At 68.8% G+C, this 14539-nt stretch carries 11 protein-coding genes and 1 pseudogene; 5 read left to right on the top strand and 7 right to left on the bottom strand.

All coding sequences use genetic code 11. The features are described 5' to 3' along the window. Nucleotides 1–430: pseudogene (locus CON77_RS10655) on the top strand (tRNA (adenosine(37)-N6)-dimethylallyltransferase MiaA); the annotation flags it as partial. 61 nt (nucleotides 431–491) lie between these two features. Next, nucleotides 492–2444, top strand: coding sequence for a sensor domain-containing diguanylate cyclase (locus CON77_RS10650; protein WP_101049129.1), 1953 nt, complete (start codon nucleotides 492–494; stop codon nucleotides 2442–2444). 19 nt (nucleotides 2445–2463) lie between these two features. On the opposite strand, the gene CON77_RS10645 is transcribed toward CON77_RS10650, so the two are convergent. The 7 genes from CON77_RS10645 to CON77_RS10615 form a co-directional block, all read right to left on the bottom strand. Then, nucleotides 2464–3417, bottom strand: a complete 954-nt coding sequence (locus tag CON77_RS10645) for an NAD(P)H-dependent flavin oxidoreductase (RefSeq protein ID WP_101049128.1) — start codon at nucleotides 3415–3417, stop codon at nucleotides 2464–2466. Between the two features lie 130 nt (nucleotides 3418–3547). After that, a complete protein-coding gene (locus CON77_RS10640) occupies nucleotides 3548–5338 on the bottom strand; it encodes an acyl-CoA dehydrogenase (protein WP_101049127.1) in 1791 nt (596 codons plus the stop codon). 101 nt (nucleotides 5339–5439) lie between these two features. After that, nucleotides 5440–6369 carry an electron transfer flavoprotein subunit alpha/FixB family protein gene (locus CON77_RS10635; protein WP_101049126.1) on the bottom strand — a complete coding sequence of 310 codons (930 nt, stop codon included), beginning with the start codon at nucleotides 6367–6369 and terminating at the stop codon, nucleotides 5440–5442. Nucleotides 6370–6420: 51 nt separating this feature from the next. Then, entirely contained in the window at nucleotides 6421–7170 is a 750-nt protein-coding gene (locus tag CON77_RS10630; RefSeq protein WP_101049125.1) for an electron transfer flavoprotein subunit beta/FixA family protein, read from the bottom strand. A 159-nt stretch (nucleotides 7171–7329) separates the two neighbouring features. Then, entirely contained in the window at nucleotides 7330–8637 is a 1308-nt protein-coding gene (locus CON77_RS10625) for a mechanosensitive ion channel family protein (protein WP_101049124.1), read from the bottom strand. 5 nt (nucleotides 8638–8642) lie between these two features. Then, complete coding sequence (locus tag CON77_RS10620) at nucleotides 8643–9425, bottom strand: enoyl-CoA hydratase (protein ID WP_101049123.1); 783 nt, start codon at nucleotides 9423–9425, stop codon at nucleotides 8643–8645. Between the two features lie 22 nt (nucleotides 9426–9447). Then, nucleotides 9448–10398: a histone deacetylase family protein gene (locus CON77_RS10615; RefSeq protein ID WP_101049122.1), complete on the bottom strand. Its 951-nt coding sequence runs from the start codon at nucleotides 10396–10398 to the stop codon at nucleotides 9448–9450. Nucleotides 10399–10428: 30 nt separating this feature from the next. Between CON77_RS10615 and CON77_RS10610 the strand changes: the two genes are divergently transcribed. From CON77_RS10610 to CON77_RS10600, 3 genes are read left to right on the top strand one after another with little or no spacing between them, the layout of a single operon-like run. Then, nucleotides 10429–11352 (top strand): AAA family ATPase, encoded by a 924-nt coding sequence (locus CON77_RS10610; RefSeq protein ID WP_101049121.1) that lies wholly within the window; start codon nucleotides 10429–10431, stop codon nucleotides 11350–11352. A gap of 49 nt (nucleotides 11353–11401) precedes the next feature. Beyond that, nucleotides 11402–12439: a DUF58 domain-containing protein gene (locus CON77_RS10605; RefSeq protein ID WP_101049120.1), complete on the top strand. Its 1038-nt coding sequence runs from the start codon at nucleotides 11402–11404 to the stop codon at nucleotides 12437–12439. Further along, nucleotides 12439–14472 (top strand): transglutaminase TgpA family protein, encoded by a 2034-nt coding sequence (locus tag CON77_RS10600; RefSeq protein WP_101049130.1) that lies wholly within the window; start codon nucleotides 12439–12441, stop codon nucleotides 14470–14472. Before CON77_RS10605 ends, CON77_RS10600 begins: the two co-directional genes overlap by 1 nt. Nucleotides 14473–14539: the final 67 nt, after the last annotated feature.

Raw genomic sequence — 14539 nt, 5'->3', positions numbered from 1 at the left:
CCCCGCGCCCGGCCAGCCGCCGCAGATCGCCGGCCAGACCGGCGCCCTGCTGTCGCTGGAGCCCACCGAGCGCGGCTGGCTGCACGCGCGCATCGCCCAGCGCTTCGACGCCATGCTGGCCGACGGGCTGGTGGCTGAAGTGCAAGCCCTGCGCGCGCGCGGCGACCTGGGCCCCGAGCTGCCGGCCATGCGCTGCGTCGGCTACCGCCAGGCCTGGGAAGCCCTGGACCACGCCAGCGCCGACAGCCGCACCGCCCCTAACGCCGCCGAGCTGCGGCAGCTGCGCGACACCGGCATTTTTGCCACCCGACAACTCGCCAAACGGCAACTGACCTGGTTGCGCGGCATGCCGCAACGCCACACCGTGGCGTGCGACGCCCCCGACGCCACGGCCCAAGCCCTGCAACGCATGCGCCATCTGCTGACCTGAACCCGGTACACCCGCACGGGTTTTGCGCGTAGGATGATCGCACTGCGATTGCATCCTCACCATGCCCGCACCCCAGCCCACCCCCGAACCCACGCTGCCCCGCTGGCTGCGCCCCCTGCCCGTGCTCCTGTTGCTGCTCGGTGCCGGGCTCACCGGACTGGCCCACCGCCAGGAAACCACCACGCTGGACGCCTTGCGCCAAGCCCGATTCCAGGCCCAGGCCCGCGAGGTGATCGCCGCGCTGGAGCGGCGCATGCACAGCAATGCGGCCTTGCTGCGCGGGGTGGCAGGCCTGTTCGCCAGCAGCGACAACGTCGACGGGGAAGAATTCCGCACCTACGTGCAAGGCTTGCAACTGGCCAGCAGCTACCCCTGGATCCAGGGTGTCGGCTTCGCCCAATGGCGCCCAGCGCCGTTCCACAGCCTGGCCTCCGGCAGCAGCCCTGTCGTTTACCTGGAACCCTTGGACTGGCGCAACCAGCGCGCCCTGGGCCGCGACATGTACGGCGAACCGGTGCGCCACCGGGCCATGGCACAGGCTGCCGCCTCCGGCTTGCCGACCTTGTCCGGTCGGGTCACCCTGCTGCAGGAAACCGCCACCGCCCCCCAAAGCGGCCTGCTGATGTTCATGCCGGTCTACCACAAGTCCCCTGCCCGCACCCCGACCCGGGTGTTGCTCGGGTGGGCCTACTCACCCCTGCGCGCTGGCGACGTGGTGGCCACCCTGAAAAGCCCCGGCAGCCCCCTGGAGCAAGGCCACCTCCACCTCGAATGGTTCGCCAGCGCCGAGCCCGACCCCCAGCAATTGCTGCTCGACACCGGGGCCAGCCCTCGCTCGCCCCCCGCCGGCCTGCGCCACACCGAAACCCTGTCGCTGTACGGGAGCCAGTGGCGGTTGCAACTCAGTCCCACGCCCGCCGGCCTGGCCGCGCTCAACGCAGCCACCCCCCGCCCCAACGCCCTGCTCTACGGGGGGGCACTGACCCTGCTGGCCGCGGGCATCGCCCATGCCATGCTGCGGGGCCGTCGGCGCATCGCCCAGGCGCTCTGGCTGAGCCAGCGCAGCAACGAACAACTGCTGGCCCAGCAGAACGAACTGCGCCTGGCCGGCACGGTCATGGCGGCCAGTCCCATGGGCATCGTCGTGACCGACGCCCAGCGCCGCATCGTCTCGGTCAACCCGGCCTTCAGCCGCATCACCGGTTATGCCGCCGACGAAGTCATGGGCCAGACCCCGCGCATGCTCTCGACCGAGCGCCACCCCACCCCGACCCATGACGCGCTGCTGGCCAGCTTGCAGGCCAGCGGCCGCTGGGAAGGCGAGTTGCAGAACCGCCGCAAGGACGGCGCGATCTACCCGGAGTTCCTGTCCATCTGTGCGGTGCACAACCCGCAAGGCCAGTTGGTGAATTACGTGGGCCTGTTCCAGGACATCACCGAGCGGCGCCAAGCCGAAGACCGCATCCGCCAACTCGCCCACCACGACTACCTCACCCAGTTGGCCAACCGCGCCCTGCTGGTCGAACGGGCCACGGTGGAACTGTCACTGGCCCAGCGCTACGGCCGCCACCCGGCCCTCCTGTTCATCGACCTGGACCGCTTCAAGCCCGTCAACGACACCTACGGCCACGAGGCGGGCGACGCGGTGCTGATTGAAGTGGCCCGGCGCCTGACCGCGCTGCTGCGGACCACCGACCTGGTCTGCCGCCAGGGCGGCGATGAATTCGTGGTGCTGCTGCCCGACGAACCCCACCCCGATCAGGTGCTCGCGCTGGGCGAGCGGGTGGTGCACACCATCGAAATGCCCTACACCGTGGGTCTGCACAGGATCGGGCTCAGCGCCAGCGTGGGCGTGGCGCGCTTCCCGGAACATGGGGACACGGTGGACCGCCTGATCCAAAGTGCCGACGAGGCCATGTACCACGCCAAGCAGCAGACGGGCGGCCGGGTCTGTCTGGCCGCACCGTCCAACGGGCCCACGCCCGGCCCGCAAGCCACGGGCACCGACGCCTGAGCGCCGGCCCCCGCCCGCCTCAGGCCAGCAAGCGGGCCTTGGCGGCGGCGTACTCGCGCTGCAGGCGCGCCACCAGTTCGGCCGCTGGCACCACCGCCTTGATCGCACCGATGCCCTGGCCGCAGCCCCAAATGTCCTTCCACGCCTTCTTCGCATCACCGCCGAAGTTCATCTTGCTCGGGTCGCTCTCGGGCAGATGGTCCGGGTCCAGGCCTGCCGCCTGGATCGACGGTTTCAGGTAGTTGCCATGCACGCCGGTGAACAGGTTGCTGTAGACGATGTCGTCGGAGTTGCTGTCCACCACGCACTGCTTGTACGCGTCGGAGGCGCGGGCCTCCTCGGTGGCGATGAAGGCCGAGCCGATGTAGGCGAAGTCCGCCCCCATGGCCTGGGCCGCCAGCACCGCATCCCCGGTGGCCATGGCGCCGGACAGGGCCAGCGGGCCGTCGAACCACTGGCGGATTTCCTGCACCAGCGCGAAGGGGCTTTTCACCCCGGCGTGGCCGCCGGCACCGGCCGCCACCGCGATCAGGCCATCGGCCCCCTTCTCGATCGCCTTGCAGGCAAAGAAGTTGTTGATGATGTCGTGCAACACCACGCCGCCCCAGCTGTGCACCGCCTGGTTCACGTCTTCGCGCGCGCCCAGGCTGGTGATGACGATGGGCACCTTGTACTTGGCGCACAGCGCCATGTCGTGCTCCAGCCGGTCATTGCTCTTGTGCACGATCTGGTTGATGGCGAACGGCGCAGCCGGGCTGTCCGGGTGGGCCCGGTCGTGCGCGGCCAGCGCTTCTGTGATTTCGGCCAGCCATTCGTCGAGCTGGGCCGCCGGGCGGGCGTTGAGGGCGGGCATGGAGCCGACCACGCCGGCCTTGCACTGGGCGATCACCAGTTTCGGGTTGCTGATGATGAACAGCGGCGAGCCGATCACCGGAAAGGGCACGCGCTGCAGCGCGCCGGGCAGTTTGGACATGGTGTCTCCTGATGGGTGTGTTGGAATTGTGGGTGCCCCAATGAAAACGCCCTGTCTGTGAAGCGACAGGGCGTGTGGTCCGGGGAAGGGCGTGGGCTCCGTGCCCGGCCCCGGCGGCATCAGCCCGTCGTCAGAACGCCTCCAGCGCCATGGCGTTGACGCCGAACTCGCCCTCGACGATGGCCTCGCGCAACGCGGACGTTCGCGTCAGGATGTGGTCGCCGTAGAAGCGCGCGGTCGTGACCTTGGCCTGCATGAAGGCCACGTCGTTGCCGGCGGCCAGCTCGCGCTCGGCCACCAGCAGGGCGCGCGCGAGTTGCCAGCCAGCCACCAGGTTGCCGGCGAGCATCAGGTAGTTCACGCTGCCGGCGTACGCGGCGTTGGGCTGCGCCTTACCGGTGCGAGCGATGAAGTCGACCGCGTCAAGGAAAGCCTGGCGCGCAGCCGCCAAGCGCTGGCCCAGGGCCCGGGCGTGTTCGCTGCCGCTGGCTTGCAATTCGGCCACGGTGGACGCGATCTGCTGGGCCAGGGCCTTGGCCACCTGGCCGCCGTCGCGGGCGGTCTTGCGGCCGACCAGGTCGTTGGCCTGGATGGCGGTGGTGCCTTCGTAAATGGTGAGGATCTTGGCGTCGCGGTAGTACTGGGCCGCGCCGGTTTCTTCGATGAAGCCCATGCCGCCGTGCACCTGCACACCCAGGGAGGTGACTTCCAGGCTCATCTCGGTGCTGTAGCCTTTGACCAGGGGCACCAGGAATTCGTAGAAGGCCTGGTTCTGGGCACGGGTGTCGGCGTCGGGGTGGTGGTGCGCGGCGTCGTAGGCGGCAGCGGCGACGCTGGCCATGGCGCGGCAACCTTCGGTCAGCGCCCGCATGGTCATGAGCATGCGCTTCACATCCGGGTGGTGGATGATGGGCGCGGCGCTGTTCAGCGAGCCATCGACCGGGCGACTCTGCACGCGGTCGCGGGCGTACTGCACCGCGTGCTGGTAGGCGCGCTCGGCCACGGCAATGCCCTGCACCCCCACGGCGTAGCGGGCCGAGTTCATCATGATGAACATGTATTCGAGGCCGCGGTTTTCTTCGCCCACCAGGTAGCCGATGGCGCCGCCGTGGTCGCCGAACTGCAACACGGCGGTGGGGCTGGCCTTGATGCCCATCTTGTGTTCGATGCTGACGCAATGGGCGTCGTTGCGCGGGCCCAGGCTGCCGTCGGCGTTGACCATGAACTTCGGCACGATGAACAGGCTGATGCCCTTGACGCCTTCGGGCGCACCGGCCACGCGCGCGAGCACGAGGTGGACGATGTTGTCGGCCATGTCGTGCTCACCGTAGGTGATGAAGATCTTGGTGCCGAAGAGCTTGTAGCTGCCGTCGGGCTGGGGCTCGGCGCGGGTGCGCACCAGCGAGAGGTCGGAGCCGGCCTGCGGCTCGGTCAGGTTCATGGTGCCGGTCCACTCACCCGAGATCATCTTGGGCAGGTACAGGGCTTTCTGCTCGTCGGAGCCCGCTGTCAGCAGGGCTTCGATGGCGCCGTCGGTCAACAGCGGGCACAGGGCGAAGCTCAGGTTGGCGCTGTTGAGGATCTCGACGCAGGCCGCGCCGATGGTCTTGGGCAGGCCCTGGCCGCCAAAGTCCACCGGGTGCTGCAGTCCCTGCCAGCCGCCTTCGGCGTACTGCTTGAAGGCCTGCTTGAAGCCAGGCGTGGTGGTGACGACGCCGTCCTTCCACGACGAAGGGTTCTTGTCCCCCTCGAAATTCAGCGGAGCGACCACGCCTTCGTTGAGCTTGGCGCACTCTTCCAGCACGGCCTCGGCGGTTTCCAGGCCCGCGTCTTCAAAACCGGGGATCTGGGCCACTTGCTCGAGCTGGGCCAGGTGTTCCATGTTGAACACCATGTCTTTGAGCGGGGCTTTGTAGGTCATGGGGGTCTCCTCTTGAAATGGGGTGGGCAAACGCGGACGCGGAGTCGCACGCAGATACAAAAAGGGCATCGCGAACGATGCCCGGGGAAGCGGTCAGGGCCTCAGAGCGCCTTGACCAACTCCGGCACGGCGGTGAACAGGTCCGCCTCCAGGCTGTAATCGGCCACCGAGAAGATCGGGGCCTCCGGGTCCTTGTTGATCGCCACGATCACCTTGGAGTCTTTCATGCCGGCCAAGTGCTGGATCGCCCCCGAGATGCCCGCGGCGATGTACAACTGCGGCGCCACGATCTTGCCGGTCTGGCCCACCTGCAAGTCGTTGGGGGCGTAGCCCGCGTCCACCGCTGCACGGCTGGCACCGATGGCCGCGCCCAGCTTGTCGGCCAGCGGGGTCATGACTTCGTTGAACTTCTCGGCGCTGCCCAGGGCGCGGCCACCGCTGACGATGATCTTGGCGGCGGTCAGTTCGGGGCGTTCGCTCTTGGCGATTTCGCTCTTGACGAAGCTGCTCTTGCCGCTGTCGGCGGCGGCGGCCTGGGTTTCGATGGCTGCGCTGCCACCCAAGGCGGCGGCGTCGAAACCGGTGCTGCGCACGGTGATGACCTTCACCGGGTCGGCGCTTTGCACGGTGGCGATGGCGTTGCCGGCGTAGATCGGGCGCTCGAAGGTGTCGGCGCTGACGACTTTGGTGATGTCGCTGATCTGGGCCACGTCGAGCTGGGCGGCCACGCGCGGGGCGACGTTCTTGCCGCTGGCGGTGGCGGGGAACAGGATGTGGCTGTACTGGCCGGCGATGGCCAGCACCTGGGCCGCGACGTTTTCGGCCAGGCCGTGGGCCAGGGACTCGCCGTCGGCGTGGAGGACTTTGGCAACGCCGGCGATCTGGGCGGCGGCCTGGGCGGCGGCACCGGCGTTGTGGCCGGCCACCAGCACGTGCACCTCAGCGCCCAATTGGGTGGCGGCGGTGACGGTGTTGAGGGTGGCGCCTTTGAGGCTGGCGTGGTCGTGTTCGGCAATGACGAGGGTGGTCATGATGGAATACCTTGAATACTGAAAGAAGAAAGGGCGGCTGGCTGAAAGGGCTTACAGCACCTTCGCTTCGTTTTTCAGTTTGTCCACCAGGGTGGCGACGTCGGGCACCTTGATGCCGGCCTTGCGCCCGGCGGGCTCGGCCACCTTCAGGGTTTTGAGGCGCGGGGTCACGTCCACACCCAGGTCTTCGGGTTTGACGTTCTCCAGCGGCTTCTTCTTGGCCTTCATGATGTTGGGCAGCGTCACGTAGCGCGGCTCGTTCAGGCGCAGGTCGGTGGTGACGATGGCCGGCAAGGTCACGCTCAGGGTTTCCAGGCCACCGTCGATTTCGCGGGTGACTTCGGCGTTGTTGCCGGCCACTTCGACTTTGGAGGCGAAGGTGGCTTGGGGCAGTTGGGTCAGGGCGGCAAGCATCTGGCCGGTCTGGTTGGCGTCGTCGTCGATGGCCTGTTTGCCCAGGATGACCAGGCCCGGCTGCTCTTTGGCCACCAGGGCGGCGAGCAGCTTGGCCACGGCCAGGGGCTGCAGTTCGACGTCGGTCTCGACGTGGATGGCGCGGTCGGCGCCAATGGCCATGGCGGTGCGCAGGGTTTCCTGGCACTGGGCCACGCCGCAGGAGACGGCGATCACTTCGGTGGCCGCACCCTTTTCTTTCAGGCGCACGGCTTCTTCCACCGCGATTTCGTCGAACGGGTTCATGCTCATCTTGACGTTGGCGATGTCCACGCCCGTGCCGTCGGCCTTGACGCGCACTTTCACGTTGTAGTCCACCACGCGTTTGACCGGGACCAAAATCTTCATGCCATGCTCCTGAGAGGGGTTTGGGGGGCTGTTCTTTACGTTTACGTAAACGTCAAGATTGTACGTGGAAAAAAAAGAACGATCGTTCTATTTTGAGCAAAATTATAGAGGCCTTTGCGGCGGTTTGGACAGGCCTGCGCCGGCACATTTGTCGCCTGCTCAACAGGTGCTCAGTGGCGGCACGGCGGGCGCTGGGCCGGTCACGTGCAACACGCGCTGCGGGAAGGGAATCTGGATGCCGTGGACGTTCAGCGCCTTCAGAATGGCCTTGTTGATGTCCGAACGCAAGCCCAGTTGGCCGTTCTCGGGGTCGGCGATCCAGTAACCCAGGGTGAACTCCAGTCCATCGGCGCCGAACGCCGACAAGGCCGCCGCCGGGGCCGGATCGCGCAGCACGCGCGGCTGGGCCAGGGCCGCCTCTTCCAGCAGGCGGGACACCAGTTCCACGTCGCTGCCGTAGGCCACCCCCAGCACGGTCGATTGCCAGACGCGCGGGTCGGCCAGCGACAGGTTTTCCACCCGGCTGGTGATCAGGATTTCATTGGGCACAATGGACTCGCGCCCACTGAAATTGCGAATCACGGTGAAGCGCGCCTTGATGTCGGTCACCCGTCCCTCGAAGTTGTCGACGCGCACGATGTCGCCGATGCGCATGCTGCGTTCGGTCAAGATGACAAAGCCGCTGACGTAGTTGGCCGCCAGTTTCTGCAGGCCAAAGCCGATGCCCACGCCGATGGCCCCGCCGAGCACCGACAAGGCGCTCAGGTTGATGCCGACCGAAGACAGCGCAATCATCAGACCGACGAACAGCAGCAGCGCCCGGGTCGCGTTGCTGACCGCCTTGCGCAGCGACAGCTCGCTGCCCACGGCCGAGCGCAGCAGGCGCGCTTCGATGGCCGAAGACACCCAGAGGGACACGATCAGCACCGCGCCGGTGGTCAGGGCCCCTTCCAACAGGGTGCGCATGGACAAGGTGGTGCCGCCGAGCTTCCAGCTGATCTGGTCCAGCTCGTTCAGGATGACCGGCAACAGGCCGGTGACCCACAGCACCATGGCCAGCCACGCCACCCAGGAGATGCTGCGCTCGATGGGGCGCAGCCAACGCGCGTCCTGGAACGCCACCTGCAGCACCTTAACCCCGACCCGGATGGTGACCAGCGACACCAGCACCGGAATGGCGACGCGGAACAGCGCCAGCTCTTGGTACTGCGACAGCACGCTGCGGCTGGCGTACCCCAGGGCCAGCAACAGCGCCGGAAACAGGACCCCGTCGATCAGGCGCCGACCGAACCAGATGGAGGCGCCGTGGTCCAGCTCCAGCCCGCGGCGCAAGGCCCAGACCAGGCCCAGGGCCAGACCGACGCAGCCGAACAGGACCGTCAGTTCGACCAGCGCGTCGGGTTTGAGGAAGGCGTCAAGCCATTGGGAAAAATCGTGGAGCGGGAACGGGGGTTTCGTGTCGATCATGCAGGTCAGGTGCGCCAGGCCGGCGCGCGTTTGTCGATGAAGGCTTGCACGCCTTCCTGGGCCACCTCGTGGACCATGTTGCAGGCCATGGTCTGGCCGGCGAGCTGGTAGGCGGCTTCGATACCGGTTTCGCGGTGCTGGTAGAACACCGCCTTGCCCATGGCAATCGCCTCGCGGGGTTTGGACAGGATGGCCACCACCAGGCGCTCCACCTCGGCGTCCAGCCCCTCGGGCGGCACCACTCGGTTCACCAGGCCACGCTGTTGGGCTTGCTGGGCCGAAATAAATTCCCCGGTCAGCAACATTTCCATGGCCACCTTGGCCGGCACGTTGCGCACCAGGGGCACGCTGGGCGTGGCGCAGAACAGGCCGACGTCGATGCCGTTGACGCCGAAGCGGGCGTCCTCCACCGCCACGGCCAGGTCGCACTGGGCCACCAGCTGGCAACCGGCGGCGGTGGCCAGGCCCTGCACCCGGGCGATGACCGGCACCGGCAACTTCTGGATCTGCAGCATCATGCGCGAGCACTGGCCGAACAGCTGCTGGTAATAGTCCAGCGTCGGGTGGGCCTTCATTTCCTTGAGGTTGTGGCCGGCGCAAAAGGCCTTGCCGGCCGCGGCCAACACCAGCACCCGAGCGGTCGGGTCCTGGGCCACCTGCTCCAGCGCGGCCGACAGCGCGCTCAACATCGCCTCGCTCAGGGCGTTGAAGGCCTTGGGCGTGTTCAACGTCAGGGTGTGCACGCCACGCCCGTCGCGGCTGTGCAGCAAGATCGGTTCGTCGCTCATGTGGGGTTGTCTCCTGCGGTGTTCACACGTCGGCCAGCACGCGGATGTGGGCTTCCACGCTGCGCGCCAGCGCGCTCAGGTTGTAGCCCCCCTCCAGCACGCTGACGATGCGGCCGCGCGCGTGGCGGTCGGCCACCTGCTTGATCTGCTGGGTGATCCAGACGTAATCCTGTTCCACCAGGCCCAACTGGCCCATGTCGTCCTCGCGGTGGGCGTCGAAACCGGCGCTGATGAAGACCATTTCGGGGCGGTGCGCTTCCAGCCGGGGGATCCAGGTCATGTCGATCAGTTCGCGGATGTCCATGCCCTTGGTGTAGGCCGGCACTGGCATGTTCACCAGATTGGCGGCGCTGGAGTGGCTCCACTCCGGGTAGAACGGGTGCTGGTAGAAGCTGCACATGAGGATGCGCTCGTCCCCGGCCACGATGTCTTCGGTGCCGTTGCCGTGGTGCACGTCGAAATCGATGATGGCCACGCGCTGCAGGCCGTGGCGTTCGACCGCGTACTTGGCCGCCACCGCCACGTTATTGAAGAAGCAAAAGCCCATGGCCTTGTCGCGGCAGGCGTGGTGGCCGGGCGGGCGCACCGCACAGAAGGCGTTTTCGAGTTCGCCGGCGATCACCGCGTCGGTGGCGTTCAGCGCCGCACCGGCCGACATCAGCGCGGCCTCCCAGGTGTAGGCGTTGATGGCGGTGTCGGGGTCGAGCTGGCTGTAGGGCGGCCCCCCGGCCTGGATGGCTTCGCGCAACTCGTCGTTGAGGCCGCGCAGCGCGGCGATGTGCATGCGCCCGTGGGCCAGTTCCAGTTCGGCCACCGACGCCGGCGTGGGCTCGCGGCGTTCCAGCGCGTCGGCCACCCCGGTGATGAGCAGGCGGTCTTCGATCGCCCCCAGGCGCTCGGGGCATTCCGGATGACCGGCCCCCATTTCGTGCTTGCTGCACACTTTGTGGGTGTAATAGCCTGTCGGTTTCATAGATGTCGTTTTCCGGTATCGTCGGTGGGTATGGACGCCCCCCAACACACTATCTCCTCGTTGTTGCGCCAGCTTACCACGGTCATCGTGGGCAAAGAGGCCCAGTTGCGCGACTGCGTGACCTGCCTGCTGGCCGGCGGCCACCTGCTGATCGAGGACGTGCCGGGCGTGGGCAAGACCACCCTGGCCCACACCCTGGCACGCAGCTTCGGGCTGGGGTTTTCGCGGGTGCAATTCACCTCCGACCTGATGCCCAGCGACCTGACCGGCGTGTCGGTGTTCGAGCGCGAGCGCCAGGGCTTTGTCTTCCACCCCGGCCCGCTGTTCACCCAGTTGCTGCTGGCCGACGAGATCAACCGCGCCAGCCCCAAGACGCAAAGCGCGCTGCTGGAGGCGATGGAAGAACGCCAGGTGTCGGTCGAAGGCGAAACCCGGCCGCTGCCCCGGCCCTTCTTTGTGATCGCGACCCAGAACCCGCACGACCAGCTGGGCACCCACGCCCTGCCGGAATCGCAGCTGGACCGGTTCCTGATGCGCATCCACCTCGGCTACCCGGGGCGCGCGGCCGAACGCGAACTGCTGCGGGGCCAGGAACGCCGCGATTTGCTCAACGCCCTGCCCGCCGTGCTCAACCCGGAGCAGTTGCGCGCCTTGCAGCAAGTGGTGCAAGGCGTGACCGTGGCCGGACCGGTGCTGGACTACCTGCAGGACCTGCTGGAAGCCACGCGCAACGGCCGCTGGTTCGTACAAGGCCTGAGCCCGCGGGCCGGCCTGGCCATTCTGCGGGCGGCACAGGCCCGCGCCCTGGTCGAAGGGCGGCGCTACGTGGCGCCGGACGACATCGCCGCCATCCTGCCGCAAACGGCGGCGCACCGGCTGGTGGCGCTGGGGACGGCGGGGCTTGGGGCGGAAGAACAGGTGCGTGCACTGGTCGCGGCCACCCCCCTGCCCTGAACGGCGCCGCAGCCGCCGAACTTCGCCCCGCCCACCGACTCGGACCGACATGCGCCCCCCCGCACCGACCCCACCCAGCCCCGCGGGCCAAGCCCCTTGGCGCGGCCGCTGGCAGCGCTGGTGGCTGCGGCGTCTGCCGCGACAGGACCAGACCCGGCTCACCCACCGCAACCTCTACATCCTGCCAACGCGGGCCGGGCTGATGCTGGGCGTGACCCTGCTGCTGCTGTTGGTCGGCAGCATCAACTACCAGCTCAACCTGGGGTATCTGCTCACCTTTCTGCTGGCCGGCTGTGCCGTGGTCGCCCTGCACCAGACGCACCAGAACCTGCGCAGCCTGGCCTTGCAACTGCGCCCGCCCGACCCCGTGTTTGCCGGACAGGCCGCACCGCTGCAGGTGCTGCTGCACAACCCCAGCAGGCGCCACCGCCACGGCGTCGGCCTATCCTGGTGTGCCGACACAGAGGGGGCTAGCGCCGCACCCAGCGCACCCGCCGAGCCGGTCTGGGCTGACGTGCCGCCCCAAGCCGACACCCCAGTGCAACTGGCCTACCCCACGCTGCGCCGCGGCCGGCAGGCGGTGCCCCCGCTGCGGGTGGAAACGCGCTTTCCCTTGGGCACCGTGCGGGCCTGGCACTGGTGGCGGCCCGCGGCCGAATGGCTGGTCTACCCCGCACCCGAAACGCCGGAGCCCCCCCTGCCCTGGGCCCAGCGTCAAGGCCAGGCGGACACCCGGCACACCCCACCCGTGCGCCATGGCGACGAAACCGACGGCCTGCGCCCCTACCGCCGCGGCGATCCGCTGAAATGGGTGCTCTGGAAAAAAGCCGCACGCCAGGCCGAGGGTCCAGCACCCAGCTGGGTCAGCCGGGAATTCCAGGGCAGCCCCGACGCGCGGCTGTGGCTGGACCACGCCCACTGCGGCTTGAGCGACCCCGAGGCACAGCGCTCACGCCTGTGTGCCTGGGTCCTGCGCGCCGAACAACTGGGGCTGGACTACGGCCTGCGCCTGCCCGGGTGCGAGCTGCCGCCCGGCCAGGGCCCCGCGCACCAGCGCCGTTGCCTGGAGGCCCTGGCATGCGCGTGATGCCCCGGTCCGTCCTGGGCGGCCAGTTGCCGCGCGAGACCCGCGACACCTGGTTCCTGCTGGCCGTGATCGGCTGGATCGTGCTGCTGCAAACCCCCTACCTGCCCGCCTGGTGCAGCGCCATGGCGCTGGCCGTGCTGGCCTGGCGGGCGTGGCTCGCCGCGCGCAGCCGCCCCTTGCCGGCTTGGCCCTGGCGCCTGGCCCTGCTGCTGGGCGCCCTGGGCGGCGTCTGGGCCAGCCACCGCACGCTGCTGGGACAGGACGCTGGGGTCACCCTGATCGTCGTGCTGCTCGCGCTCAAGACCCTGGAACTGCGCGCCCGCCGCGACGCCTTCGTGGTGTTTTTTCTGGGCTTCTTCACCCTGCTGACGCATTTTTTCCACTCCCAGTCGCTGCTCACCGCCCTGGGCATCGTGCTGGCCCTGCTGGGCCTGCTCAGCGCCCTGGTCAACGCCCACATGCCGGTGGGGCGTCCGCCGCTGTGGCACTCGGTCCGGCTGGCCGCTGGCATGGCTCTGCTTGGCGCGCCGGTCATGGTCGTGCTGTTCCTGCTGTTCCCCCGCTTTGCGCCGCTGTGGGGCATTCCGGCGGACGGCCCGCTGGGCCGCAGCGGCCTGTCGGGCGAAATGCAGGTTGGCCAGATCGCCCAGCTCGCGCAGGACGACAGCATCGCCCTGCGCGTCGAATTCGAAGCCGGCCGGCGCCCGCCCCAGCAGGCGCTGTACTTCCGCGGCCCGGTGCTGAGCCAGTTCGACGGGGTGCAGTGGCGGCCCCGCCACAGCGGCCGCGGCAGCACCCGGTCCGCTGCCGCCCCGGGGTGGGCCGTCGAGGGCGAGCCGGTGCGCTACCGCCTGACGATGGAACCCAGCCAGCGCCCCTGGGTGCTGACCCTGGAACTCACGCCCGAGCTGCCCGCCCTGGGCCAGAAGACCGCCTACCTCACCCCCGACCTGCAGTGGCAGGTGCCGCGGCCGCTGACCGATACCCTGCGCTTCGACGCCCTGGCCTACCCGCAGCACCGCCACGGCCCGGTGGCGCGCGAACTGTCGCTGCAGGCCGACCTGGACCTGCCCCCCGGCTTCAACCCGCGCACCCTGCAACTGGCGCAGGACCTGCAGCGCCAGCTGGGCCCCGACGCCAGCGCCCAGGACTACGTGGACGCCGTGTTGCAACGCCTGCGCACCGGCGGCTACCGCTACACCCTGGAGCCCGGCGTTTACGGCCGCCACACCGCCGACGAGTTCTGGTTCGACCGACAGCAGGGCTTTTGCGAACACATCGCCTCCAGCTTCGTCGTGCTGATGCGCGCGCTCGACATCCCGGCACGGGTCGTCACCGGCTACCAGGGCGGCACGCTCAACCCGGTCGATGGCGTGTGGACCGTGCGCCAGAGCGACGCCCACGCCTGGGCCGAGGTCTGGGCCACCGGGCGCGGCTGGGTCCGGGTCGATCCAACGGCCCACGTCATGCCGAGCCGGACCGACACGGTGCAGCGCCTGCGCCCGCCTCCCGGCCTGCTGGCGGGCACCATCGTGCGCTTCAACCCCACCCTGCTGGCGCAACTGCGCGCCGTCTGGGAGGCCTCCAACAACCGCTGGAACCAATGGGTGCTGAACTACACGCAGACCCGCCAGTTCGACCTGCTGCGGCAACTGGGCGTGAGTGCCCCCGACTGGACCGACCTGGTCCGCCTGCTGGCCGGCGCAGTGGCTTTGTTCGGCTTGGGCGGCGGGCTCTGGATCTGGCTGAGCAGGCCACGACAAGACCCGTGGCTGCGCCTGCTGCAGCAAACCCGGCAACGGCTGCAGCGCCACGGACTGACCCTGCCGGCGCACGCCACGCCGCGGCAAATGGCCGCCGCCCTCGACGGCTCGCTCCCCGCCCACAGCGCCTGGCAGGCCTGGTTGCTGGACCTGGAAGCCTGGCGCTACGATCCCCACCTGCGCGACCCGCAAACGGCGCCGTCCCTGCACCCGCTGCGCGCGCGTTGGCGCCGCTTGCCGGCGCTGGGCCCGACCACCCCACACCCCTGACCCCGTGCCCCGATTCACTTTGCCCCTTTCCCCGCCGCCGCGCCTCGCGCCTTGGGCCGTGGCCAGC

It is taken from the genome of Macromonas nakdongensis, assembly GCF_002837145.1.
In the GTDB taxonomy this organism is placed as follows: Bacteria; Pseudomonadota; Gammaproteobacteria; order Burkholderiales; family Burkholderiaceae_C; genus Macromonas_B; species Macromonas_B nakdongensis.
The sequence above is the reverse complement of the archived record's forward strand: the minus strand, read 5'-3'. Positions and strand labels throughout refer to the sequence as shown.

Bases quoted from the DNA above. Each gene is read 5' to 3' on its own strand.
- CON77_RS10600 (WP_101049130.1), top strand. From the start codon at position 12,439: ATGCCCCGGTCCGTCCTGGGCGGCCAGTTGCCGCGCGAGACCCGCGAC.
- CON77_RS10610 (WP_101049121.1), top strand. From the start codon at position 10,429: ATGGACGCCCCCCAACACACTATCTCCTCGTTGTTGCGCCAGCTTACC.
- CON77_RS10625 (WP_101049124.1), bottom strand. From the start codon at position 8,637: ATGATCGACACGAAACCCCCGTTCCCGCTCCACGATTTTTCCCAATGG.
- CON77_RS10630 (WP_101049125.1), bottom strand. From the start codon at position 7,170: ATGAAGATTTTGGTCCCGGTCAAACGCGTGGTGGACTACAACGTGAAA.
- CON77_RS10620 (WP_101049123.1), bottom strand. From the start codon at position 9,425: ATGAGCGACGAACCGATCTTGCTGCACAGCCGCGACGGGCGTGGCGTG.
- CON77_RS10605 (WP_101049120.1), top strand. From the start codon at position 11,402: ATGCGCCCCCCCGCACCGACCCCACCCAGCCCCGCGGGCCAAGCCCCT.
- CON77_RS10650 (WP_101049129.1), top strand. From the start codon at position 492: ATGCCCGCACCCCAGCCCACCCCCGAACCCACGCTGCCCCGCTGGCTG.
- CON77_RS10615 (WP_101049122.1), bottom strand. From the start codon at position 10,398: ATGAAACCGACAGGCTATTACACCCACAAAGTGTGCAGCAAGCACGAA.
- CON77_RS10645 (WP_101049128.1), bottom strand. From the start codon at position 3,417: ATGTCCAAACTGCCCGGCGCGCTGCAGCGCGTGCCCTTTCCGGTGATC.
- CON77_RS10635 (WP_101049126.1), bottom strand. From the start codon at position 6,369: ATGACCACCCTCGTCATTGCCGAACACGACCACGCCAGCCTCAAAGGC.
- CON77_RS10640 (WP_101049127.1), bottom strand. From the start codon at position 5,338: ATGACCTACAAAGCCCCGCTCAAAGACATGGTGTTCAACATGGAACAC.